This window comes from Pseudooceanicola onchidii (assembly GCF_004959925.1).
GTDB classification, from domain to species: Bacteria; Pseudomonadota; Alphaproteobacteria; order Rhodobacterales; family Rhodobacteraceae; genus Pseudooceanicola; species Pseudooceanicola onchidii.
The window spans coordinates 304,654-326,909 of sequence record NZ_SPUW01000003.1; the positions used below are offsets into that span (position 1 = coordinate 304,654).

The 22,256-nt window shown below is 64.7% G+C and carries 19 protein-coding genes and 2 tRNA genes; 11 read left to right on the forward strand and 10 right to left on the reverse strand.

What is annotated here, in order from left to right; translation table 11 throughout:
- Positions 1–83 precede the first annotated feature (83 nt).
- The gene (locus tag E4S58_RS14400) at positions 84–959 is read right to left on the reverse strand and encodes a LysR family transcriptional regulator (RefSeq protein WP_136637151.1); all 876 of its coding nucleotides are present in this window, start codon (positions 957–959) and stop codon (positions 84–86) included.
- A 176-nt stretch (positions 960–1,135) separates the two neighbouring features.
- Here E4S58_RS14400 and E4S58_RS14405 point away from each other — a divergent pair, with 176 nt between their 5' ends.
- The 8 genes from E4S58_RS14405 to E4S58_RS14440 all read left to right on the forward strand — a co-directional run bounded on the left by E4S58_RS14405 (position 1,136) and on the right by E4S58_RS14440 (position 8,206).
- A complete protein-coding gene (locus E4S58_RS14405) occupies positions 1,136–2,149 on the forward strand; it encodes a methyltransferase (RefSeq protein ID WP_136637152.1) in 1,014 nt (337 codons plus the stop codon).
- A 52-nt stretch (positions 2,150–2,201) separates the two neighbouring features.
- Positions 2,202–2,278 (forward strand) — tRNA-Arg (locus tag E4S58_RS14410).
- Between the two features lie 343 nt (positions 2,279–2,621).
- Positions 2,622–3,254 (forward strand): helix-turn-helix domain-containing protein, encoded by a 633-nt coding sequence (locus tag E4S58_RS14415; RefSeq protein WP_136637153.1) that lies wholly within the window; start codon positions 2,622–2,624, stop codon positions 3,252–3,254.
- 128 nt (positions 3,255–3,382) lie between these two features.
- Positions 3,383–4,270, forward strand: coding sequence for a class II glutamine amidotransferase (locus tag E4S58_RS14420; protein ID WP_136637154.1), 888 nt, complete (start codon positions 3,383–3,385; stop codon positions 4,268–4,270).
- Between the two features lie 2 nt (positions 4,271–4,272).
- Entirely contained in the window at positions 4,273–4,956 is a 684-nt protein-coding gene (locus tag E4S58_RS14425) for a GltB/FmdC/FwdC-like GXGXG domain-containing protein (RefSeq protein WP_136637155.1), read from the forward strand.
- Positions 4,956–6,281, forward strand: coding sequence for an FMN-binding glutamate synthase family protein (locus E4S58_RS14430; protein WP_136637156.1), 1,326 nt, complete (start codon positions 4,956–4,958; stop codon positions 6,279–6,281). The genes E4S58_RS14425 and E4S58_RS14430 overlap by 1 nt, the downstream gene beginning before the upstream one ends.
- Before the next feature lie 102 nt (positions 6,282–6,383).
- On the forward strand, positions 6,384–7,688 hold the full coding sequence (glnT, locus tag E4S58_RS14435) for a type III glutamate--ammonia ligase (RefSeq protein ID WP_136637157.1): 1,305 nt from the start codon (positions 6,384–6,386) through the stop codon (positions 7,686–7,688).
- A gap of 101 nt (positions 7,689–7,789) precedes the next feature.
- Positions 7,790–8,206: an SRPBCC family protein gene (locus E4S58_RS14440; protein ID WP_136637158.1), complete on the forward strand. Its 417-nt coding sequence runs from the start codon at positions 7,790–7,792 to the stop codon at positions 8,204–8,206.
- 83 nt (positions 8,207–8,289) lie between these two features.
- On the opposite strand, the gene E4S58_RS14445 is transcribed toward E4S58_RS14440, so the two are convergent.
- Together E4S58_RS14445 and lipB are read right to left on the reverse strand one after the other, a co-directional pair.
- On the reverse strand, positions 8,290–8,700 hold the full coding sequence (locus tag E4S58_RS14445) for a c-type cytochrome (protein WP_136637159.1): 411 nt from the start codon (positions 8,698–8,700) through the stop codon (positions 8,290–8,292).
- Positions 8,701–8,794: 94 nt separating this feature from the next.
- The gene (gene lipB, locus E4S58_RS14450) at positions 8,795–9,460 is read right to left on the reverse strand and encodes a lipoyl(octanoyl) transferase LipB (RefSeq protein ID WP_136637160.1); all 666 of its coding nucleotides are present in this window, start codon (positions 9,458–9,460) and stop codon (positions 8,795–8,797) included.
- A 169-nt stretch (positions 9,461–9,629) separates the two neighbouring features.
- On the opposite strand from lipB, the gene E4S58_RS14455 reads away from it, so the two are divergent.
- Positions 9,630–11,276: a peptidoglycan-binding domain-containing protein gene (locus E4S58_RS14455; RefSeq protein ID WP_136637161.1), complete on the forward strand. Its 1,647-nt coding sequence runs from the start codon at positions 9,630–9,632 to the stop codon at positions 11,274–11,276.
- 259 nt (positions 11,277–11,535) lie between these two features.
- Positions 11,536–11,622 (forward strand) — tRNA-Leu (locus E4S58_RS14460).
- Positions 11,623–11,700: 78 nt separating this feature from the next.
- On the opposite strand, the gene E4S58_RS14465 is transcribed toward E4S58_RS14460, so the two are convergent.
- The 6 genes from E4S58_RS14465 to E4S58_RS14490 form a co-directional block, all read right to left on the reverse strand.
- Positions 11,701–13,134, reverse strand: a complete 1,434-nt coding sequence (locus E4S58_RS14465; RefSeq protein WP_136637162.1) for a S1C family serine protease — start codon at positions 13,132–13,134, stop codon at positions 11,701–11,703.
- A gap of 100 nt (positions 13,135–13,234) precedes the next feature.
- Positions 13,235–14,596: an ATP-binding protein gene (locus tag E4S58_RS14470; RefSeq protein ID WP_136637163.1), complete on the reverse strand. Its 1,362-nt coding sequence runs from the start codon at positions 14,594–14,596 to the stop codon at positions 13,235–13,237.
- A gap of 110 nt (positions 14,597–14,706) precedes the next feature.
- Positions 14,707–15,459, reverse strand: coding sequence for a proteasome-type protease (locus E4S58_RS14475; RefSeq protein WP_169052677.1), 753 nt, complete (start codon positions 15,457–15,459; stop codon positions 14,707–14,709).
- Positions 15,460–15,472: 13 nt separating this feature from the next.
- Positions 15,473–16,273, reverse strand: coding sequence for a transglutaminase family protein (locus tag E4S58_RS14480; RefSeq protein ID WP_136637165.1), 801 nt, complete (start codon positions 16,271–16,273; stop codon positions 15,473–15,475).
- A 2-nt stretch (positions 16,274–16,275) separates the two neighbouring features.
- Complete coding sequence (locus E4S58_RS14485) at positions 16,276–17,217, reverse strand: alpha-E domain-containing protein (protein ID WP_136637166.1); 942 nt, start codon at positions 17,215–17,217, stop codon at positions 16,276–16,278.
- Positions 17,217–18,641, reverse strand: coding sequence for a circularly permuted type 2 ATP-grasp protein (locus tag E4S58_RS14490; RefSeq protein ID WP_136637167.1), 1,425 nt, complete (start codon positions 18,639–18,641; stop codon positions 17,217–17,219). The genes E4S58_RS14485 and E4S58_RS14490 overlap by 1 nt, the downstream gene beginning before the upstream one ends.
- Before the next feature lie 342 nt (positions 18,642–18,983).
- Here E4S58_RS14490 and selD point away from each other — a divergent pair, with 342 nt between their 5' ends.
- A complete protein-coding gene (gene selD / locus E4S58_RS14495) occupies positions 18,984–21,134 on the forward strand; it encodes a selenide, water dikinase SelD (protein ID WP_136637168.1) in 2,151 nt (716 codons plus the stop codon).
- On the opposite strand, the gene mnmH is transcribed toward selD, so the two are convergent.
- Positions 21,131–22,177, reverse strand: coding sequence for a tRNA 2-selenouridine(34) synthase MnmH (gene mnmH, locus E4S58_RS14500; protein ID WP_136637169.1), 1,047 nt, complete (start codon positions 22,175–22,177; stop codon positions 21,131–21,133). The genes selD and mnmH overlap by 4 nt on opposite strands.
- Positions 22,178–22,256 lie beyond the last annotated feature (79 nt).

The following is a 22,256-nucleotide window of genomic DNA, read 5'->3' on the forward strand; positions in this document are numbered from 1 at the left end:
GTCCCTTTGGCTGTCACGCAGGCGTGCCTGAACAGAGATATGGAATCAATATCGTTATCCGGTCGGGCAATAGGAAGTGACTATCAAAGCGATCCGGCCTCGCGCAGAAGCGCCTCCAACACCGGCGTGTGCGGCTCCTGGTATTCGGTGATCAGGCCGACCGTATAGGCCTGCGTCCCGCCCTCGATCGGGATGGTGACCAGATCGCGCCCGGCGGCCAGGAATTCGGCCAGATCCCCGGGCAGGATGGTCACCCAGTCGCCGCGCGCCACGGTCGAGGCAAGCACGACCGTGGAATTCGCCTCGATCATCGGGGTGGGGCTGGCACCGGCCTGCATGAAGTTGTGGTTGATGATGCGGCGGTTCTGCATCTCGGGCGTCAGCAGACAGAGCCGTTGCTGAGCGACCTCGCCCCAGGTGACCTGATCGCGCAGGGCAAGGGGATGCGACGCGGTGCAGACCAGCCGATAGCTTTCGCGGTAAAGATCGACCGAGGACACCCGGCCAAGCGGTTCGTTGTCGAGATAGGTGATGCCCGCGTCGATTTCCAGATTTTCCAGCAAGGTCAGCATGTCACGCGACGATCCTGACCTGATCGAGAAACTGACGCCGGGGTGGCGTTCGGCCATGCGCGCGGCCAGGTGCGACGCCCAGGTCAGCGCGGTCGGGATCACGCCCAGCCTCAGCCGCCCGGTCAGACCGGTGCGTTTCGCGCGCATCTCGTCGCGCAGGCGGCGGCTGTCACCGACGATCTTGCGCGCCATGACCAGTGCACGCTGGCCTTCTGGCGTGAGGCCGCCGAAGCGCGACCCGCGTTCGACCAGCTTGACGCCCAGGTGATCCTCAAGCTGCCGGATCCCCGCAGACAGGCTGGGCTGCGTGATCGACAGGCTTTGCGCGGCGCGGCCAAAGTGTTGTTCCTGCGCTAAGGCGATGAGCATCTCGAGCTTGTTGATCATGTATGACGACCGGTTTGATCTGTTTCGATAGGTATTCATTATCACGCAGGAACGCCCGTTGCGAGGCTGCCGGATTGCCGGGCGTTCGCCCGGAGGACTTGCGCGTTCCCATGCCCGCCGGTGGCCAGCCCGCCCCTGGGCCGTTAGGCTGAACCCATCATGAGAAGGAGAGACAGATGACCCCGGCCACGGAAGCCGACCAGATTTCCAGTATTGCCTTCGGGTTCATGGGGGCCAAGGCGCTGTTCGTCGCGCTGGATCTTCAGGTGTTCACCCACCTCGCCGAGGCGCCCAGAACCGCCGATGAGATCGCCACCGTCACCGGCATCCACCGCGACAGGGCCGAAACGCTGATGACCGCGCTGGCGGGGCTGGGGTTGCTGGTGGTCGAAGACGGTCACTATTCAAATTCGCCGGCGGCGGCGGCCTTTCTGGTCAAGGGCGCGAAGTACGACTTCGGGGATTACCTTCGGCTTCAGGTCGGCCAGCAGATGTACCCGCTGCTGGATCAGCTGGATGGCGCGGTGAAGGGCGACCTGCCCGACGACGCGACGCAAAGCTACGAACAATGGTTTGCGGACCCCGCGCAGGCGCGGCTTTATTCGGAAAGCCAGCACGCCGGGTCGCTTGGCCCCGCGCGGCAGATGGCGAAGAAGGTCGATCTGGGGCAGGCGCGGTGCCTGCTGGACGTGGGCGGCGGCACCGGGGCCTTTGCCATCACGCTGTGCCAGGCCTTTCCGGAACTGACCGCCACGATCGTCGACTTTCCCAACGTCGCGGCCCTGGGGCGTCGGTACGTGGCCGAGGCCGGGTTGTCGGACCGGATCACCTATGTTGAAGGGAACGCGCTGAAGACCGACTGGCCCGAGGGGCAGGATGCGGTGCTGATGTCCTACCTGTTTTCCGGTGTGCCGGGGGATTGCCATGACGACCTGATCGCCGATGCGCAGGCCGTGCTGAACCCGGACGGCCAGTTGATGATCCATGATTTCATGGTCGAAGCCGACCGGAGTGGCCCGGGCCTTGCCGCCCTATGGCAGCTGCAGCACACGGCCTTCACGCCCGAGGCGCGGTCGGTCGACACCGGGACGCTGGCCGCCGATCTGGACCGTGGCGGCTTTGACTCGGTCGAGATCACCGAGATGATCCCCGAGATGACCAAGCTCGCCATCGGGCGCCGCGCCGCCTGAGGCGGATTTGCGATTGCGGGGGGCTGCGGTTTGTCCTATAGCCCCCCGTGCGGCACCCATAGCTCAGCTGGATAGAGCGCTGCCCTCCGAAGGCAGAGGTCTGAGGTTCGAATCCTCATGGGTGCGCCAACACACTTTCCGCAGGGAAGTGTCCCGCTTTCGAACAGCATGATTGAATGACAGCGGTTTGTGCCAAACCGTGAGAGCTGGTCCGTTGCGCGCTTTGCCGGCGTGGGTGTGGCGAATGCCTTCTGAAACTCAGACGGCTACCGTGCCAAAAAATCATGAGTTGCGGGCAGATGCCCTGCCTGCAAGGCGTCTACGGCAGGCGGCAGGTCATCTTACTGCTTCTCAACCTTTCAATACCAAACCACCGTGTCCCACGTCCCACGCAGAACTTGGCAGACACCCGGTTGACGCCCGCGTCGTGGCGCGGAACTCTGGGGGCTGCGCCGCGCCGAAGGACCTCATCATGACCAAGCCCGAACCTCTCAAGCAGGACCCGCATGCGCTGCGTGACGCACGGGAAAAGAACCTCGAGGTCGCGATCGGGCGCGAGGTGCGGGCCCTGCGCAAGCGGCAGCGGATGACCGGGGCGGATCTGGCGGCGCAGACCGGGTTATCCGTCGGCATGCTGTCCAAGATCGAAAACGGCGTGATCTCTCCGTCGCTGTCGACGATTTCGGCGCTGGCCCATGCGCTGAAGGTGCCGCTGGTGCAGCTGTTTTCGGGCTACGAGGAAGACAAGGGCTGCATGCACGTCAAGGCGGGCGAGGGGGTGGAGATCGAACGCGCGGGCACCCGTGCGGGCCATCAGTATCACCTGCTGGGCCACATCGGGTCGAACAACTCGGGCGTGGTGGTCGAACCTTACCTGATTACCCTGACAAGCGAGAGTGACCGCTTCCCGACCTTCCAGCACGAGGGGATCGAGATGCTCTATGTCATCGAGGGTGTGATGGATTATCGCCATGGTGACCGGCTCTACCGGCTGGATCCGGGCGACTCGCTGCTGTTCGATTCCGACGCGCCTCATGGGCCGGAGGCGCTGATCACCTTTCCGATCCGGTATCTTTCGGTGATCACCTACCCGCAGGCAGGCTGAGCTGCCCGAATTTTGGGCAAACCGGGGTGTCGCGCCCCTAATGTGCGTCATAAATTTCTTGAGAAGAAAAAAATTTTCCTGATACGGTCAATTCCAGCAAGTGGAAGACATGACTGAAGGAGAGCGCGATGTGTGGCATCGTGGGATTGTTCCTCAAGAATGACGCGATGCAGCCGGACCTTGGCGCGCTGCTGACCGGCATGCTGATCAAGATGACTGACCGTGGCCCCGACAGCGCCGGGATCGCCATCTACGGCGGCGCGGGGCAGGGGCTGAAGATCACCGTGCAGTCCGACACGCCCGATGTGGCCTTCGACGGGCTGGCGGCGGCCCTGTCCGATGCCGCCGGGGCCGAGGTGACGGTCGATGTCGTCGATACCCATGCCGTCCTGCATCTGCCCTTGGCCGCGCGCGATGCGGCGATCGCGGCGCTGGACGCGCGGGCGATCCGCATCATGGGCGTCGGCGAGGCGATGGAGATCTACAAGGAGGTCGGCCTGCCGCGCGACGTCGCCGCCCGGTTCGACCTGGCGAAGATGGGCGGGACGCATGGCATCGGTCACACCCGGATGGCCACGGAATCTGCCGTGACGACCCTTGGCGCGCATCCGTTTTCCACCGCCGACGACCAGTGCCTTGTCCACAACGGGTCGCTGTCGAACCACAACGACATGCGGCGGCGGCTGGCGAAAAAGGGTGTCTTCACCAAGACCGAAAACGATACCGAAGTCGGGGCGGCCTATATCTCGTCCCGCATCGCCGAGGGCGCGTCCCTGGGCGAGGCGCTGGAAGGCACGCTGAAGGACCTGGACGGGTTCTTCACCTTTGTCACCGGCACCCGCAACGGGTTCGGCGTGGTGCGCGACCCGGTGGCCTGCAAGCCGGCCGTCATGGCCGAAACCGACGATTACGTGGCCTTCGGGTCCGAATACCGCGCCTTCGCGGACCTGCCGGGGATCGACGCTGCCCGCGTCTGGGAACCCGAACCCGCCACCGTTTATTTCTGGGAGCGCTGATCATGCAGAGCCTCGACATGGCCGCGATGGAGCTGCGAGAGGTCAACGCGACCCTGCAGGCCCAGGCCGAGACGACCAACCAGACCCAGTGGGTCATCGAAAACCCGCGCGGCGCCCATGCGGTGGCCGTGGGCCTTGATGCGCCGATCGAGGTCACGGTGAAGGGATCCACCGGATATTACTGCGCGGGTATGAATGCGCAGGCCCGGGTGCATGTGACCGGATCGGTCGGGCCGGGCGTGGCGGAAAACATGATGTCGGGCGAGGTCGTGATCGACGGCGATGCCTCGCAATATGCGGGGGCGACGGGGCGCGGCGGGCTTCTCAATATCAAGGGCAATGCGTCCTCGCGCTGCGGGATCTCGATGAAAGGGATCGACATCGTGGTGCATGGCAACATCGGCCACATGTCGGCCTTCATGGCGCAAAAGGGGAACCTTGTCGTGCTGGGCGATGCGGGCGACGCCTTGGGTGACAGCCTTTACGAGGCGCGGCTGTTCGTGCGCGGCACGGTGAAATCCCTTGGCGCCGACTGCATCGAGAAAGAGATGCGGCCGGAGCACCTCGAGCTTCTGGCCGATCTTCTGGCGCGCGCCGGGGCGGATGCGAAACCCGAAGAGTTCAAGCGCTACGGCTCAGCCCGCAACCTTTATCATTTCAACATCGACCACGCGGATCAGTACTGATGGACAAGACACCCCCGACCGACCCGCGCCAGTCCGCGACCTTCACCCGCGAGGTGAATTCCGAAATCCGCCGGGCGGCGGCGACCGGCATCTACGACATCCGCGGTGGCGGCGCGAAACGCCGCGTGCCGCACTTCGACGACCTGCTGTTTCTCGGCGCGTCGATCTCGCGCTATCCGCTCGAAGGGTATCGCGAGAAATGCGACACCTCCGTTACGCTCGGCACGCGGTTTGCCAAGAAACCGATCGAGCTGAAGATCCCGATCACCATCGCGGGCATGTCCTTCGGATCGCTCTCGGCCCAGGCGAAAGAGGCCCTGGGACGCGGCGCCACCATGGCGGGCACCTCGACCACCACCGGCGATGGCGGCATGACCGAGGAAGAGCGCGGACATAGCGAAAAGCTTGTCTACCAGTATCTGCCGTCCCGCTACGGCATGAACCCGCGCGATCTGCGTCGCGCCGACGCGATCGAGATCGTCGTGGGGCAGGGCGCGAAGCCCGGTGGCGGCGGCATGCTGCTGGGGCAGAAGATCACCGACCGGGTCGCGGGAATGCGTGACCTGCCCGTGGGCATCGACCAGCGCTCGGCCTGCCGTCACCCGGACTGGACCGGCCCCGACGACATGGAGATCAAGATCCTCGAGTTGCGTGAAATCACCGGCTGGCAGGTCCCGATCTACGTCAAGGTCGGCGGCGCGCGTCCCTACTACGACACGGCGCTGGCGGTGAAGGCCGGGGCAGATGTCGTGGTGCTGGACGGAATGCAGGGCGGCACGGCGGCGACGCAGGATGTCTTCATCGAACACGTCGGCCAGCCGACGCTGGCCTGTATCCGCCCCGCCGTGCAGGCGCTGCAGGACCTGGGCCTGCACCGCGAGGTGCAGCTGGTCGTCTCGGGTGGCATCCGCACGGGCGCGGATGTGGCCAAGGCGCTGGCGCTTGGGGCCGATGCAGTGTCCATCGGCACCGCCGCCCTGATCGCGCTTGGTGACAACGACCCGAAGTGGGAGGCCGAGTACAACGCCCTCGGGACGACCCATGGGGCCTATGACGACTGGCACGAAGGCCGCGACCCGGCCGGCATCACCACGCAGGATCCCGAACTGGCCAAGCGCCTCGATCCCGAGGCCGCGGGGCGGCGGCTGCGCAACTACCTCAACGTGATGACGCTGGAATGCCAGACCATCGCGCGCGCCTGCGGCAAGAGCCATGTGCACAATTTGGAACCAGAAGACCTCTGCGCGCTGACGATGGAGGCCGCCGCCATGGCCAAGGTGCCCCTGGCCGGAACAGACTGGTGGCCGGGAAAACCGCAGATCTGAGACAAACGCCGCCCCCCGGCTTCTTCTGGTCGGAAATACCTCGGGGGGCGCCGAAGGCGCGGGGCAGAGCCCCACTGCACGGATAGGACAGGACGAGGACAGATGAGCAAGCTTGCCAAATTTGCCGAGAAGAACGGCGTGAAGTACTTCATGGTTTCCTACACCGATCTTTTCGGGGCGCAGCGGGCCAAGCTGGTGCCGGCGCAGGCCATCGCGGGGATGGAGGCCGACGGCGCGGGCTTTGCGGGCTTTGCCTCCTGGCTCGACATGTCGCCGGCCAATGCCGATCTGCTGGCGGTCCCCGATCCGGATGCGGTGATCCAGCTGCCCTGGAAGCCGGACGTTGCCTGGGTGCCGACCGTGGGCGTCATGGACGGCCAGCCGGTCGACCAGATGCCGCGCGGCGTGCTCAAGGCGCTGGTCGCCAGGGCCGCCGAACAGGGGCTGCGCGTCAAGACCGGCATCGAGGCCGAGTTCTTTCTGCTGACGCCCGAAGGTGACGCGATCTCCGACCCGGCCGATACGGCCGAGAAACCCTGTTACGACCAGCAGGCCGTGATGCGCCGCTATGACGTGATCGCCGAGATCTGCGATTACATGCTGCAGCTGGGCTGGGGCCCCTATCAGAACGACCACGAAGACGCGAACGGCCAGTTCGAGATGAACTGGGATTTCGACGACGCCCTGGTCACGGCCGACCGGCATTCGTTCTTCAAGTTCATGGTGAAATCCGTCGCCGAAAAGCACGGGCTGCGGGCGACCTTCATGCCCAAGCCGATCGAGGGGCTGACGGGCAATGGCTGCCACGCCCATATCTCGGTCTGGGACCTGAAGGGCAAGACCAACGTCTTTGCCGACGCCAGCGATCCGAACGGGTTGTCGAAGAAGGGCATGCAGTTTCTGGGCGGCATCATGGCGCACGCCAAGGCGATGACGGTCATCACCAATCCGGTCGTCAACAGCTACAAGCGGATCAACGCGCCGGTCACGGCCTCGGGCGCGACCTGGGCGCCGAACACGGTCACCTGGTCGGGCAACAACCGCACCCACATGGTGCGCGTTCCGGGACCGGGGCGGTTCGAACTGCGCCTGCCGGACGGGGCCACCAACCCCTACCTGTTGCAGGCGGCGATCATCGCGGCGGGGCTGGCGGGGATCGAGGCCAAGGCCGATCCCGGCGCACGGCTCGACATCAACATGTACACCGACGGGCACAGCGTCACCGATGCGCCGCGCCTGCCGCTGAACCTGTTGGACGCGGTGCGCGAATTCGACGGCGACGCGGTGTTGAAGGCGATGATGGGCGAGGCATTCTCGGCCGCCTACATCAAGCTCAAGCTTCAGGAATGGCAAAGCTTCCTCGGGCATTTCTCGGAATGGGAACGGCGCACGACGCTTGATGTCTGATCCGGTGCGGTTTTGATGGAACCGGCGCGCCCTGTCGCGCGCTGATCCATGCACCCAGGCGCGGCATCATCCTTCGCCAGTGCCGCGAGGAGGACACCCGCATGAGCCAGCAGACCATCACCATCGACACCATCGTCGACGTCCCGTCGGAAATCGCCTGGGACCGCTTTACCGAGCCGGGGCATATCACGCAGTGGAACTTCGCCTCGGATGACTGGCAGTGCCCGCGCGCCGAGAATGACCTGCGCGTCGGTGGCACCTACACTGCGCGGATGGAGGCGAAGGACGGCAGCTTCGGCTTCGATTTCACGGCGGTCTACGACGACGTGCAACCGCTGCGCAGGCTGTCCTACGTGATGGAGGACGGCCGCCGCGTCGTGACCACCTTCACGCCCGAAGGCCTTGCCACGCGGGTCACGACGACGTTCGACGCCGAAAGCGAGAATGATGTCGAGATGCAGAGGGCGGGCTGGCAGGCGATCCTGGACAGCTACCGCCGCCATGTCGAAGGCGGTTGACCCACCACTTTGAACCAAACTGCGTCGGCCGGGTGCAAGCACCCGCCCGGCGCGGCGACATGGTCACGGCGTGAAGGCCGCCGTTATTCGCTGAAGGTGGCCAGATAGGCCGCCACGTCGGCGGTGTTCTTCTTGAGCTTGAAGGTCATCTTCGACTTCGCGCCCTTGTCGTCCAGCGTGTCCTGCAGGAAGGCCTTGGGGTCTTCGATGTAGGTCGCCAGGCTGGCTTCGTCCCAGACCACGCCCGCATCGCCCGCCGCGACCAGATCGGCGCCATAGCTGAACCCTTCGGCGGTGCCTGCGGTGCGGCCGATCACGCCATAAAGGTTCGGGCCGGTCTTGCCGCCTTTGACGATGGTTTCATCCGCCGACTCGATGGCGTGGCAGGATTTGCATTTGCGAAACTCTTTCTCGCCGGTCGCGACGTCCCCTTCGGCGTAGGCCGGGGCGGCGATGGCAGAGATGGTGGCGATGATCGACAGGGTCCGGATCATGGGGCTTCCTCTTTGGCTGCGCGTTCCGCCCATAAATAGGGCAAGGTGGGGGTCTTCGACAGGGTGAACGTGCCGCCGTTTTGTCGCAGGGGCGTCAGGCGCCGCTGTCGGGATCGGGGAAGGCGCGCGGAAACTGCCGGGCAAGTGCCACGTCCAGATCGTCCATCGTGACCGGCAGTCCAAGATCGACAAGGCTGGTCACGCCGTGTCCGGTAATGCCGCAGGGCACAATGCCGTTGAAATGGTCCAGCTCGGGATCGACATTGATCGATATGCCATGAAAGCTCACCCATTTACGCAGGCGAATTCCAATGGCCGCAATCTTGTCTTCTCGCGGCGATCCATCTGGAAGGGCAGGCTTTTCCGGGCGCGCCACCCAGACCCCGACTCGGCCGTCGCGAATTTCGCCGCGAATGTTGAAGTCGTCCAGCGTGGCGATCACCCAGTGTTCCAACTGCTGAACGAACTTGCGCACATCGCGGCCGCGTCGATTGAGATCAAGCATGACATAGACGACGCGCTGGCCGGGACCATGATAGGTGTACTGCCCGCCGCGCCGGGTGTCGTGCACCGGGAAGCGGTCGGGGTCGGTCAGATCCTCGGGCCGGGCCGAGGTGCCTGCGGTGTAAAGGGGAGGGTGCTCGACCAGCCAGACAAGCTCTTCGGCCTCGCCGGCGGCGATCCGGTTGGCACGATCTTCCATCAGGGCGACGGCGTCGTCATAGGCGGTCAGGCCGGACGAGATGATCCATTCGGGCATGGCGTTGAAACCCTTCGAAAATCCTTCCGCGTCTTTAGGACGGGGCGCGACCGGGCGCAACAGGTCAGGAAAACCAGACCCTGTTCATTGCAAAAACCATTTCGTGAATCGCAATGGCCGGGTCTAATCTGGCGTCAGTAATTATTTTTTGGATCCGAGGAGATTTAAGATGAAGGCCAGACGTGTTTCCACCCTGCTTGCGGCAACGATGCTGGTGACCACTCCGGTCGCTGCCATGGCAGATAACCTGGGCGCCGCAATTGTCGGCGGTATCATTGGCGGCGCGATCATGAATTCGCAAAAGCCGCGCCAGAAGGTCTATGTGCAGCGCAAGTCCTCGGGTGTCAGCAGCGCGACGCGGGCGCAGAACCGCGAAGTGCAGACCTCGCTGAATTATTTCGGCTTCAATGCCGGTGGCGCCGATGGCGTGCTGGGCGGTCGGTCGCGGGCCGCGATTTCGCAGTACCAGGCGTTCCTGGGCTATCCGGCCACCGGGCACCTGACCGAATACGAACGCACCTTCCTTGTCAGCTCGTACAACCGTGCGCAGCTGGGCGGGCCTGACGTCATCAAGGCCATGCAGCGCAATCCGCAGGGCGTGAAGGGCTTGCTGGCGGTGTGGCAGAAGGAACAGATGGGCGGCGCGGGCCGTCAGTATGCGGGCCACGGCGGCATGGGCTATGCCGGCCTGCCGATGGAGGTCTCGGACGCGGTGGACGAGATCGCCGAAAGCTCTGAACCCTCGCCGGAACAGCTGCTGCAGCGCGCTGGCTTCATCCAGACGGCCGACCTGAACCAGGACGGCAAGAACGACTATGTCATCGACACATCCGTCACGGGCTCGTCCTTCTGGTGTGGCCAGACGCAGTGCACCACGTTGCTGTTCGCCTCGACCGCCGATGGCTATCAGCGCAAGCAGTTCATGTACCAGCTGAACGACACCCGGTCGAACCACATCACCACGGCCGCTTTTGAATGCGACTACACGGGCTGCAAGATGAACGACCCGATGATGGCCGCAGCACAGGCCCCGGTGACGGCTCCCGCCACCGCTCCGGCCGCTGCGGCGGATGCGCCTGTCATGGCCTCGGCCGGGGCGGCCCCGGGCCTGTCGGCGATCCCGATGTTCGGCGCGGCCCCCAAGGCGCAGACCTCGCTGGCCAGCTACTGCAGCAAGGTCAACGTGCTGACCAACTCCAACGGCGGCTATGTCACCGTCTCGACGATGAGCGATCCTGGCATGGCGCTGAACGAACAGCTGTGCCTGACCCGGACCTACGCCATCGCGCGTGGCGAAGAGATGATGAAGCAGGTTGCCGGCATGACGGTCGAACAGGTGGATGCCCAGTGCGACGCCTTCGGTCCGGCCCTGGCACCCTATGTCGCCGCGCTTGAAACCGGGTCCCCGGCCGAGGTCGCGCCGATGGTCCAGAAGTTCGCCCTGTCGGCCAACATGTCGATCGAACAGCTGCAGTCGACCGGCGCGATCTGCCTCTATTCCGGCTACCGTCGTGACAAGCAGGACGTGGCGCTTGGCTCGGCCCTGCTGCTGGTGGGCGCAGGCCAGACGCCCTATGCGGAAACCGTCGGTCACCATATGACCCAGGGCTTCGGCACGACGGCGAACGCGGACAAGGCCAAGGGCTGGTACGACATGGCGATCTCGGCGCTCGACAATGGCGCGGCGCCGGTCTTCGCCCCGGGCCAGGCCGACCGCGTCGATGTGCTGAAGGCGGCCCTGTCGGGTGGATCTGAGGCCCAGCCGATGGCCAGCCCGCAGCCGGCGGCCCTGCCGACGTTCCAACTGAAGCAGTAAGCCTGATCCCCTGATCAGGTCGACCCGTGGCGCAGCCTCTGCGCCACGGGTTTTTCGTTGCCGTGGTCCGGTCAGGATGCCGGTGTCGGGGCGTCGTCTTCGTTTGGTCTTCGTGCGGCCTTCGGCCTTGCGACATCGGGCAGGGGGGCGGTCGATCCGCCCGCCAATCGGGGTCGGAAACTTTTACGGAAAAACGCAATTTCCCCCTTCACATCCCATTTGAACCGGGCTATTCCCCGCGCCACCAAGTCAAGACAGTGCGGTCGTGGCGGAATTGGTAGACGCGCAGCGTTGAGGTCGCTGTTCCTTAACCGGAGTGGAAGTTCGAGTCTTCTCGACCGCACCATCACACTTTCCAAGGAAAGTGACTTTTCCCGACATTCGGACGCTGATCACCTGGGCATCCTGCCGTTCGGGCTGTGAATCACCGACACTCGATGAAGACCGTATAGGCCTTGGCCTGCTCTGCCAGATCTTCGGGCGCGATCCCCGGTCCGGCGTCAGCCAAGGTTGGGTCAATGCCGTTCTGGGACATGAACAGTTTCGCCAATTCGCCCCGCACGGCGTAGTTGACGTTCTGTGGCAGGTCGCCAAGAGCCGCCGCGACTTTCACCGCGTCCAGCTTGGCCACCACGACACCCACGACAGTCCCGTCCGACGACAGGAGGGGGCCACCGGAATTGCCGCTCTGAACCGGCGCGGAAATCTGCATCCGTACTGAATTGTTGTCGAAGCCTTTCATGGCCGACACGGCGCCGCGTGTGACGTTTAGGCCGCCCAGCACGCCGCCATAGGGGAAGCCGACCGCGGTGACATCGCTGTTGAGGCGCGCAGGACGCGCCGCAAAACTGGCATGAGGCTGAGCACCGGTTCCGGGGCGATGCAGGATCGCCAAGTCAAAGATGTCCGAGGTATCGACCAGACTTGCCGGTTCTCCGTCGACGGTGATGTTGGTGCACCCGTCTATGACATGGGCGTTGGTCATGACGTGCCCGCGCGCAGAAACGAAAAATCCCGACCCCGTACTGCCCTCGCCATCCTTGTCGGGCGGCGGGGCGGCGACGGTTTGACCCTCGGACGGACCGGCATCGGGTGCGTTTGCAATGGCCAGTGCCTCGCGGATGATCAGGTCGAGCCGACCGCCCTGCGTGATGGTCATGCGCGCGCTGCGTCCGGTTGCGATGCTGGCCACCACGGCGTTCAGGATGTTCTTGTCCTTGCGCGAAGCCGACACCATGATCGTCGACCAAAGACCGTCAACGCGGTTCGTGCGGGTGTATAGCGTGGTGCCATCCGGTTTCGTGACCGAAGACACGGCCAGATGTGATTTGCGAACGACGTAAGGTTTTGTCCCGGAGGCGCGCTGCTTCAGGGTGAAGTCATGAATATTGTTTGCGGTCGCCGTGGCGTGGCGCCCGTAGGACACGGAAAGCGAGCTTCCGCGATGCCGGAAGTTGACGAAATTGTCGCTTGGCGGATCCACAACCAGGGCCTTTTCCGGCACCAGGATCGACATTCCGAGGCCAGAGAGAAACCGTATGTCCCAGCCGTCATTGGAATGGCGGTCAATATAGCGGAATGCCAGCAACGCCATATGCCAGTCCTCGGATCGTGTTCCGAACTCTCGCATGGCATAGGAGTCCATGGCACGTTGGCTCATGCCGCCCCAGGCTCCGTCGATGAGACCGTTGTAGACACCTTCGAACGCCAGGGCGAGTTGCAGCAGACGTTTGTCGTCATGCGTCAGATATCGTGCGTCGAATTCCCGGAACAGGTGGTCGTAGGATTGCGCCGATGACGGAACGGGCTGAATTGCCGTGAAAATTGCGCAAATGAATGCGGCGATGAAACGTTTCATGGTGACCTCGTCCAATACGGCCATTTTGACACGGCCGATTTATTGAACAAGGAAAAGGTGCTGAATTGATGTCGGTCCGGCGTCAGCCACGTGTCACGGTCTAGCCGATCGCGGGCTGGCCTAGGGCGGGCATGATCGTGTCCGACTGGCGTGCGGGAACCATGTCCTCTCGGCGGGTCGCGCAGGGCAGGTACAGGCGTACGCGGGTGCCTGCGGGCGAGGTTTCGATCATCATGCCGCCGCCCGACTGGCGCGCGAAGCCTTCGACCATCGACAGGCCCAGGCCCGATCCTTCGCCGATGGCCTTGGTCGTGAAGAAGGGTTCGGTCACGCGGCGCAGCACGTCCCTAGGGATGCCGGGGCCGTTGTCCTGGATGGTGATGCAGACGTAGCGGCCCGGTGCGATCGTGGCGCCGTCGAGCATCGGGGTCGGTTCGGGCAACTCGCAGGGGGTTGCGCGGACCTCGAGCAGGCCGGAGCCGCCAAGCGCGTCGCGGGCGTTGACGATCAGGTTGATCATGGCGGTGATCAACTGGTTCTGGTCGACTCGGACGCGCATGCGGTCACAGGGTTCGGTGAAGACAAGGTTGATGGAACTGGGCAGCAGGCGCCGCGACAGGGTCGTGACCTGGTCAAAGATCAGCTGCACCGAATGTTCGGCGACGGTCAGCGTGGACTTGCGGGAATAGGCCAGCAGCTGCCGGACAAGGGTCGCGGCGCGTTCGGCGGCGTTGTGGGCGTCGCGGACGAATTGTTCACGCTCGTCCGGATCGTCGACCACCTGGTAGAGCTCGAGGTTGCCGGTCACGGCGGTCAGGATGTTGTTGAAATCATGGGCCACGCCCCCGGCAAGCTGCCCGACGGCCTCCATCTTCTGGGCCTGGATGGACCGGATCGATGCGGCCTCGGCCTCGATCCGCTGCTTGCGGTGATCGAGGATGGTGCGGCTGAAATAGGCGATCAGTGCGAAGCCGGCAAAGCCCATGACCATTTGGGCCCCGGCGCTGGCGACATCGTGCAGGTTGGTCAGCACCACATAGCTGACGGCAAGGGCGACCATCACGATCTCTCCGATCACCATCCATTTCATGCGGTCGGATCGATGGATCAGGAAGACCAGAAGCGCGCCGGTCGCGGCGGTTCCGGAAATACGCAGCGCCACGTCTTCCTGCGCGATCAGCCAGGCGGGCAGCCAGATGAACGATGACAGCATCACAAGACCCATGGCCCCGGCCTGTCGCGTGTCATGGGCCGTGCAATCCTGCGGGCGGGTGCGCAGGGTGATGAAGAAGGCGGCGTGAGCGACCAGGAAACACAGGCACCACACCAGGGCGACGATCGTGCCGGTGTAGTTGAAGTGGATCACGGCGCCGGTCGCGACCAGAAGCATCCGGCAGGCGAATTCGAACTTGTCGCCATATTCCAGCGCGTAAAGGCGGTCGATCTCTTTCCTGTGATCCACGGGCGGCCCTTTCCCAACAGTCGTCCCTGCCCACAGTTCTTGCGGTATACAGGTCAGGTGGCGTCGGGTTTACGAAAGGAATCGGGCCAAAATGTGAAGGGTTGGCAGACCTATCCTTCCGAAGAGGGCGCGGTCGGCATCTGGAACACGGGCAGGCTTTGCAGGGCCGACTTCAGGGCATCGCCCCAGCCCTGCGACACGGTCGCGAAATAGTCGTCGTCCTTTTCGATCCGACCTTCGGCGCCAAGGGTCAGGCTGTCGGATTCATACAGGTGGTAATCAAAGGGCAGGCCGACGGTCAGGTTGGCCTTGAGCGTGCTGTCGAAGCTGACCAGAAGCAGCCGCATGGCCTCTTCGAAGGTCATGTCGGGTTCGTAGGCGCGGACAAGGATCGGGCGGCCGTATTTCATTTCGCCGATCTGGAAGAAGGGGGTGTCGTCGCCGGCCTCGATGAAGTTGCCTTCGGGATAGATCAGGAACAGCCGCGTCGGGCCGCCCTGGATCTGGCCGCCCAGGATGATCGTCGCATTGAAGGCCGAGGCCTGCTGGCCCGCCTGGTTGTGCTTGGAAATCACGTCGCGCAGCGTGTCGGCGACGATCCGGGCGCACTGGAACATCGACGGCGCCTTGAGCAGCGAGGGTTCGCGGTCGTCGGGGGCCTTGTTGCGTTCGTCCAGGATCGACACCACGGCCTGAGTGGTGGCCAGGTTGCCGGCGGTCATCAGGGTGAGGACGCGGTCGCCCGGCACCTCCCAATGGGTCATCTTCCGGAAGGTCGAGATATTGTCCAGCCCCGCATTGGTGCGGGTGTCGGACATGAAAACCAGGCCCCGGTCCAGGACCATGCCCACGCAGTACGTCATTTCGTGACCACGCCTACTGTTGTTGCGCCACCTCGATCTCGACGCTCAGGGCTTCGCCCGTGCCGCCGACTCTGGTGCCAATTACAGGCGCGGCATCGGAATAGTCCAGCCCCGTCGCAACGCGGACATAGCGCGTGTCGGGGGACATGCGGTTGGAGGCATCGAAACCGACCCAACCGAGGTCGGGAAGACACACTTCCGCCCAGGCATGCATGGCGTCCTGGTCCGTCCGGTCGTCCATCATCAGGTACCCGGAGACGTACCGGGCGGGCAGGCCAAGCACGCGGGCGCAGGCGATGAAGACATGGGCGTGATCCTGGCAGACACCGTGCCCTTCGATCACGGCGTCCTCGGCGGTCCAGTCGGGTTCCGACGCGCCGGTCTTGTAGGCCACCGCATCGGCGGTAAGCTCTTTCAGCATGTGCATCCGGTCCAGATCGCTGTCGCCTTCGACCTGTCGCGCCAGACGCCGGACATTGACCCCGGCCTTGGTGCGGTCGGTCTGGCGCTTGTACAGCCACAGCGGCGTCGGGCCCCAGTGCCGCCCGAGGACACCATGGTTTTCCACCAGCTCGACCTCGCCGCCGCAGGTGATCGTGACCTCCTGCGTGTCGGTGTCCAGAGCGATCAGATCGACGTGGTTGCCGAAATGATCCTGGAATTCCAGCTGTTTGGTGCCCTGGTCGATCTCGACCGACCAGCCCGTCACGGACTGGTTGCCCCCGGCAAGCGGGGTGACACGCAGTTGTTGCAGGCCGCGATGAACCGGGGCCTCGAACTGATAGCGGGTGGTATGTCTGATCTTCAAACGCATGGCTATTCGTAGAACCGATAGTCTTTTTCGATCTGGGCGCCGATATCGCTCATCCGCGACAGGACGGCTTGCAGGTAGTCGTGAAGACCCTGATCGAAAACAGCCGAGATGTCACGCGAGAGGTACTGTTCCTCAAGATCCGCGATCTTGCGCGAACTTTCGGGCACCTCGCCGTAGGTGGCGTTCAGATAGCTGAGGTTGTCGCGCATCTTGCGGATGCAGAAGGCCAACGACCGGGGCATCCGCCCGTCGAGGATCAGGAAATGCGCGATGTCGATCGGGTCGTACTGGTTGCCATAGGTCATGCGGAACCCGCCCCGGGCCGAGACCGAGCGCAGGATGGTTTCCCACTGCACGTTGTCGATCGACGATCCCACGGACATGACCGAGGGCAGCAGCACGTAGTATTTCACGTCCAGGATCCGGGCCGTGTTGTCGGCGCGTTCCAAGAAGGTGCCGATGCGCGCAAAGTTGTAGATGTCGTTGCGCATCATCGTGCCGTGGGTCGCCCCCCGCACCAGCGCGGTGCGCTGGCGGATCACGCCCATGGTGGCGGGCAGGTCGCGTTCGCTGACCTTGCGGGCCAGCAGTTCCTTCGCCTTCATGTAGCAGGCGTTCGTTGCCTCCCACGTCTCAAGAGTCAGGGCCGTCCGCACGAGTCGGGCGTTCTGGCGCGCGCCTTCGATCGACATCAGCACCGAGGACGGGTTCTGCTTGGACCGCAGAAGCCAGTCGATGGCGGATTCCTTGGTCAGTTCCTCTCCGGTCGCCTCGAACCCGTGCCAGACGCCCGCGGTCTGAAGGATGGATTTCCATTCCGCCTCGGACGATCCCAGCCGGGTCAGCGCCATGCGCTGGCCGGTTTCGATCAGGCGTGAAGTGTTCTCGGCCCGCTCGAGATAGCGGTACATCCAGAAGAGGCCGTTTGCCGTCTTGCCTAGCATCAGTCCTCCAGTACCCAGGTGTCCTTGGTGCCGCCGCCCTGGGAAGAGTTCACGACAAGCGATCCCTTCTGCAGGGCCACGCGGGTCAGGCCGCCGGGGGTGATGTTGATCTTGTTGGGGCTTACCAGCACGAAGGGCCGCAGATCGACGTGGCGCGGAGACAGGCCCGCGCGGGTGAAGACCGGCACGGTCGACAGCGCCAGCGTGGGCTGCGCGATGTAGTTTCCGGGCTTGGCCTCAAGCTTCTTGCGGAACTCGGCGATGTCCTTCTTGGTGGCGGTCGGGCCGATCAGCATGCCGTAACCGCCCGATCCGTGCACTTCCTTCACCACCAGGTCGGACAGGTTATCAAGGACATAAGCCAGGCTGTCGGGTTCGGAACAGCGCCAGGTCGGCACGTTTTCCAGCAGGGCCTTTTCGCCGGTGTAGAATTCGACGATGTCGGGCATGTAGCTGTAGATCGCCTTGTCGTCGGCGATGCCGGTGCCGGGCGCATTGGCGATGGTGATCCCGCCCGCGCGGTAGACATCCATGATCCCGGGCACGCCCAGGGCGCTGTCGGGGTTGAAGTTCAGCGGGTCGAGGAATTCGTCATCCACCCGGCGGTACAGCACGTCGATCGGCTTGTACCCCTGGGTCGTGCGCATGGCGACCCGTCCGTCGATCACCCGCAGGTCATGCCCTTCGACCAGTTCGACACCCATCTGGTCGGCCAGGAAGGCATGTTCGAAATAGGCTGAATTGTAGATCCCCGGCGTCAGCACCGCGACCGTGGGGCTGCTGCCCGCGACCGACGGCGCGCAGGCGGCCAGCGATGACCGCAAATCCGACGGATAGTTCTCGACCCGCTGCACCCGGTTGCGGGCGAAAAGTTCGGGGAACATCTGCAGCATCGTCTCGCGGTTTTCCAGCATGTAGCTGACACCCGAGGGCGTTCTGGCGTTGTCTTCCAGCACGTAGAACTGGTTGTCGTCGGTGCGCACCAGATCGATGCCGACGATATGGGTATAGACCCCGCCCGGCGGCTGCACGCCGATCATGTGCGGCAGGAAGGCGTCGTTGTCGGTGATCATCCGTTCCGGCAGGCGGCCCGCCTTGATGATCTCCTGACCGTGGTAGATGTCGTAGAGGAAGGCGTTGATCGCGCGCACGCGCTGTTCGATCCCCTTGCTCAGCCTCTGCCATTCCAGGCCCGAGATGATGCGCGGAACGATGTCGAAGGGGATGAGCCGCTCTTCCGCGGCCGCTTGGCCGTAGACGTTGAAGGTGATCCCCGTCAGACGGAAAAGCTCTTCGGCTTCACGCTGTTTTGCCCGTAATCGCTTGGGTTCTTCGCCGTCGAACCAGGATTTGAAAAGGCCATAGGGTGCCCGGAGATTTTCCTCCCGCCCCCACATTTCGTCGAACACTTGATTCTGATCCATGCCCCCAGCCTAGCCCGCCCTTCGTGTTTCGCAAAATCCCGGTTTATCGGTTATGCCAAAAAGGGTAGCATGCAACGCCATGAAATCCATTGGTTTTGTTTTCGGCGCTTAAATCTTCGGCATTTTGCTGTCGGGCCGTGGGCATTGGTCCGTGCCCTGTCGGGCATTCCGGGTATACAGGCGCAACAATTTTTGCGGGGTGTCGATCCGATCCGCCCGAAGGGATTATCCAATTGGAACATGCGCCTCCGTCCGGTTGCGCGGCGCGGCGTGGGGATCCTCCCGATGGACGACGCCGTCCCGACGCGGTAGCACCGGGGCAGGCTGCGATCAGAGGTGCGCATGATCTCTCAGGTTCCGATCACCACAGACCTCGTGCTGGTCGGGGGCGGGCATGCCCATGCGCTGGTGCTGCGCATGTGGGGGATGGATCCCGTGCCGGGCGTGCGCCTGACCCTGATCGACCCGCGCCCCGTAGCACCCTATACGGGCATGCTTCCGGGCCATGTCGCGGGGCATTATTCGGCTGACGACATCGGCATCGATCTGGTGCGGCTGACCCGGTTCGCGGGCGCCCGGCTGATCCTTGGTGCGGCTTCGGCACTGGATCCCGTCGCCAAAACGATCACGGTCGGTGATCGCGTGATCGGCTATGACGTCGCCTCGATCGACATCGGGATCACCGGGCATCTGCCGCAGGTTGCGGGATTTGCCGATCACGGTGTGCCGGTCAAACCCTTCGCCGACTTCTCGGCCGCGTGGGAGAGGTACCTGGCGGGGCCTCGTGGCCCGGTCACCGTCATCGGCGGCGGATTGGGCGGCGTCGAACTGGCCCTTGCCATGCGCCACCGCCTGGGGCCGGGGGCCGAGGTGCGCATCATCGGGCGATCGGGTCTTGCCGGGGCGGGCGCGGCCCTGGGCGCCCGCCTGCAGGCCGAGCTGGACCGCGCAGGGATCGACCTGATCACGGGCAGCGCGCGGGCCGTCACCGCCGATCATGTGACGCTTGGGGATGGACAGCAGCTGCCGTCCGCCCTGACCGTAGGTGCGGGCGGCGCGACGCCGCAGGCCTGGCTCGGCAGCACCTCGCTGCCCTTGCAGGACGGCTTCATCAAGGTGAAGGACACGCTGCAGGTCATTGGACACGATGACCTTTTCGCTGCCGGGGACTGCGCGCACCTGACCCATGATCCGCGTCCCAAGGCCGGGGTCTATGCCGTGCGGGCGGCCAAGGTGCTGCGCCACAACCTGCGCGCCCGGGCGACCGGCGGCGCGCTGAAACGCTTCCATCCGCAAAGACACTTTCTGCGGCTCGTCTCGCTCGGGGACCGCCGCGCGGTTGCCGAGAAATGGCCCGCGCTGCCCGTCGCCCCGGCGGGCGGGCTTATCTGGCGCTGGAAGGACCAGATCGACCGGCGCTTCATGCGCCGCCTGACCGATCTGCCGGTCATGGCTGCGCCGACGGTGCCACGGGGCGCTGCCGTCGGGGTCCGGGATATCCTGTCTGCCGCTCCGCTTTGCGCAGGCTGCGGATCGAAGGTCGGGGCGGGGGTGCTGGGCGATATCCTGTCGACGCTGCCGCAACCCGACCGGCCGGATGTCGAAACCGGGCCGGGCGACGATGCGGGCGTGCTGCGCATCGGCGGTCAGCGGCAGGTGCTGACCACGGATCACCTGCGCGCCTTCACCGACGATCCTGGCCTTATGGCCCGCATCGCCGCGCAGCATGCGCTCGGCGATGTCCGGGCCATGGGCGCCCAGCCGCAGTCGGCCCTGGCGCAGATTATCCTGCCGCGCGGCACCGATGCGATCCAGCGCCGCATGATGGCCGAGATCATGCAGGCCGCGTCGGATGTCTTTGCCGCCGAGGGCGCGGTGATCCTGGGTGGCCATTCGACCATGGGGGCCGAGCTGACGATCGGCTTCACGGTGACGGGGCTTTGCGATGCCGACCCGATCACCGTAGGCGGCGCGCGGGCGGGCGACGCCGTGATCCTGACCGGCCGGATCGGGGCGGGGGTCCTTCTGGCGGCCGAGATGCAGGGCAAGGCGCGGGGCGTCGACGTGGCGCAGCTTTGGTCCGCGATGGCGGCTGGTCCCGGACAGGCGGCGCGGATCCTGCGGGGCGCCCATGCGATGACGGATGTGACGGGCTTTGGCCTGGCCGGGCACCTGATGGCGATCTGCCGGGCCTCTGGGTTGGGGGCAGAGGTCGCGATGCAGGCCGTGCCGATCTATCCCGGCGCGTTGGAGGCCTCGGAACAGGGTGTCAGATCAACGCTTTACGACGCGAACCGCGCCAACGCCCCGGTCTTTGGCCCCGATACGGCCCTGACCGCGCTTTTGCATGATCCGCAGACGGCGGGCGGGTTCCTCGCCACGGTGGCCGAGGCCGAGGCGGCAGGGCTGATCGCGGCGCTGACCGAGGCGGGCCTTCCCGCCGCCCGGATCGGTCGCATGACCGACGGGCCAACGGGCATCACGCTGGTCTAAAGCCCCGTCTCGTCCGCGATCCGTTCGGCTGCCCTGCGCAGCGTGGTTTCCGACAGGTCCGGCAGGTCGTGGCGCCCCTGTGCGGCGGCCTTGCGCGTCGCGCTTTTGGCATAGCGCGGATCGTAATGCGCCTGCATCAGGTCGGCGCAAAGCGCGTGGAAATCGCGTGATGTGGCAAGGGTTTGCCAGCGCTCGATCCGTTCGGCCGCGTGGTAGGGCCGCAGCTTGTCGATGATCGTCATAAGCGCGCCGGGGTCCGACGTCAGTTCGGCGTAGGTGTCGATCAGGTGCGCGGCGCGGGCGGCAAGGGGCGCAGAGAGCGTAATCCGAGGCGCGTCCAGCATCGCCTTCCAGACCGACCCGGGGATCAGGATGTCGCCGACCTTGTTGCTTTCGGCTTCGATATAGACCGGGCGGGCGGGATCCAGCGGCACAAGCGCCCCGGCCAGACGGCTTTCGAACATCTTCTGCGCAGGCTGCGGCCCGGCCAGACCGCCGAACAGCGATCCGCGATGCTCGGCCAGCCCTTCAAGGTCGACAACCTGCGCGCCGATGTCGCGAAGATGGCGCAGCAGCTGCGTCTTGGCGGTGCCGGTGTTGCCGTCGATCAGCACGGGCCGCCAGGGCAGGGGATCGTCGTGCAGCATCCGGGCGACCATCCGGCGATAGGCGCGATAGCCGCCGTCGACGGTATCGGACCGCCAGCCGATCTGCTTGAGGATCACCGCGAAGGATCCCGATCGCTGCCCGCCGCGCCAGCAATAGACCAGTGGTCGCCACCCCCCCTCACGATCCGCCAGCGGCCCTTCCAGGTGCCGCGCGGCGTTGCGTGCAACGATGGCCGCGCCGATCTTGCGGGCCTGAAACGGATCGACCTGGGTGTAGATGGTGCCGACCCGGGCGCGTTCATCATTGCTCATCACCGGCAGGGAAATCGCACCGGGCATGTGATCTTCGGCATACTCGGCCGGGCTGCGGACATCGATGATCTCGTCGAAGGGCAGGGCGGCGAGGTCGAGAAGGCTGTTGATCGTGACGGGCATGGGGTCTGGTCCGGCTGTGACGTCCGGGTATGCACGGGCCGCCGGGCTGACGCAAGCGCCGGGGTGGACATGGCCAATG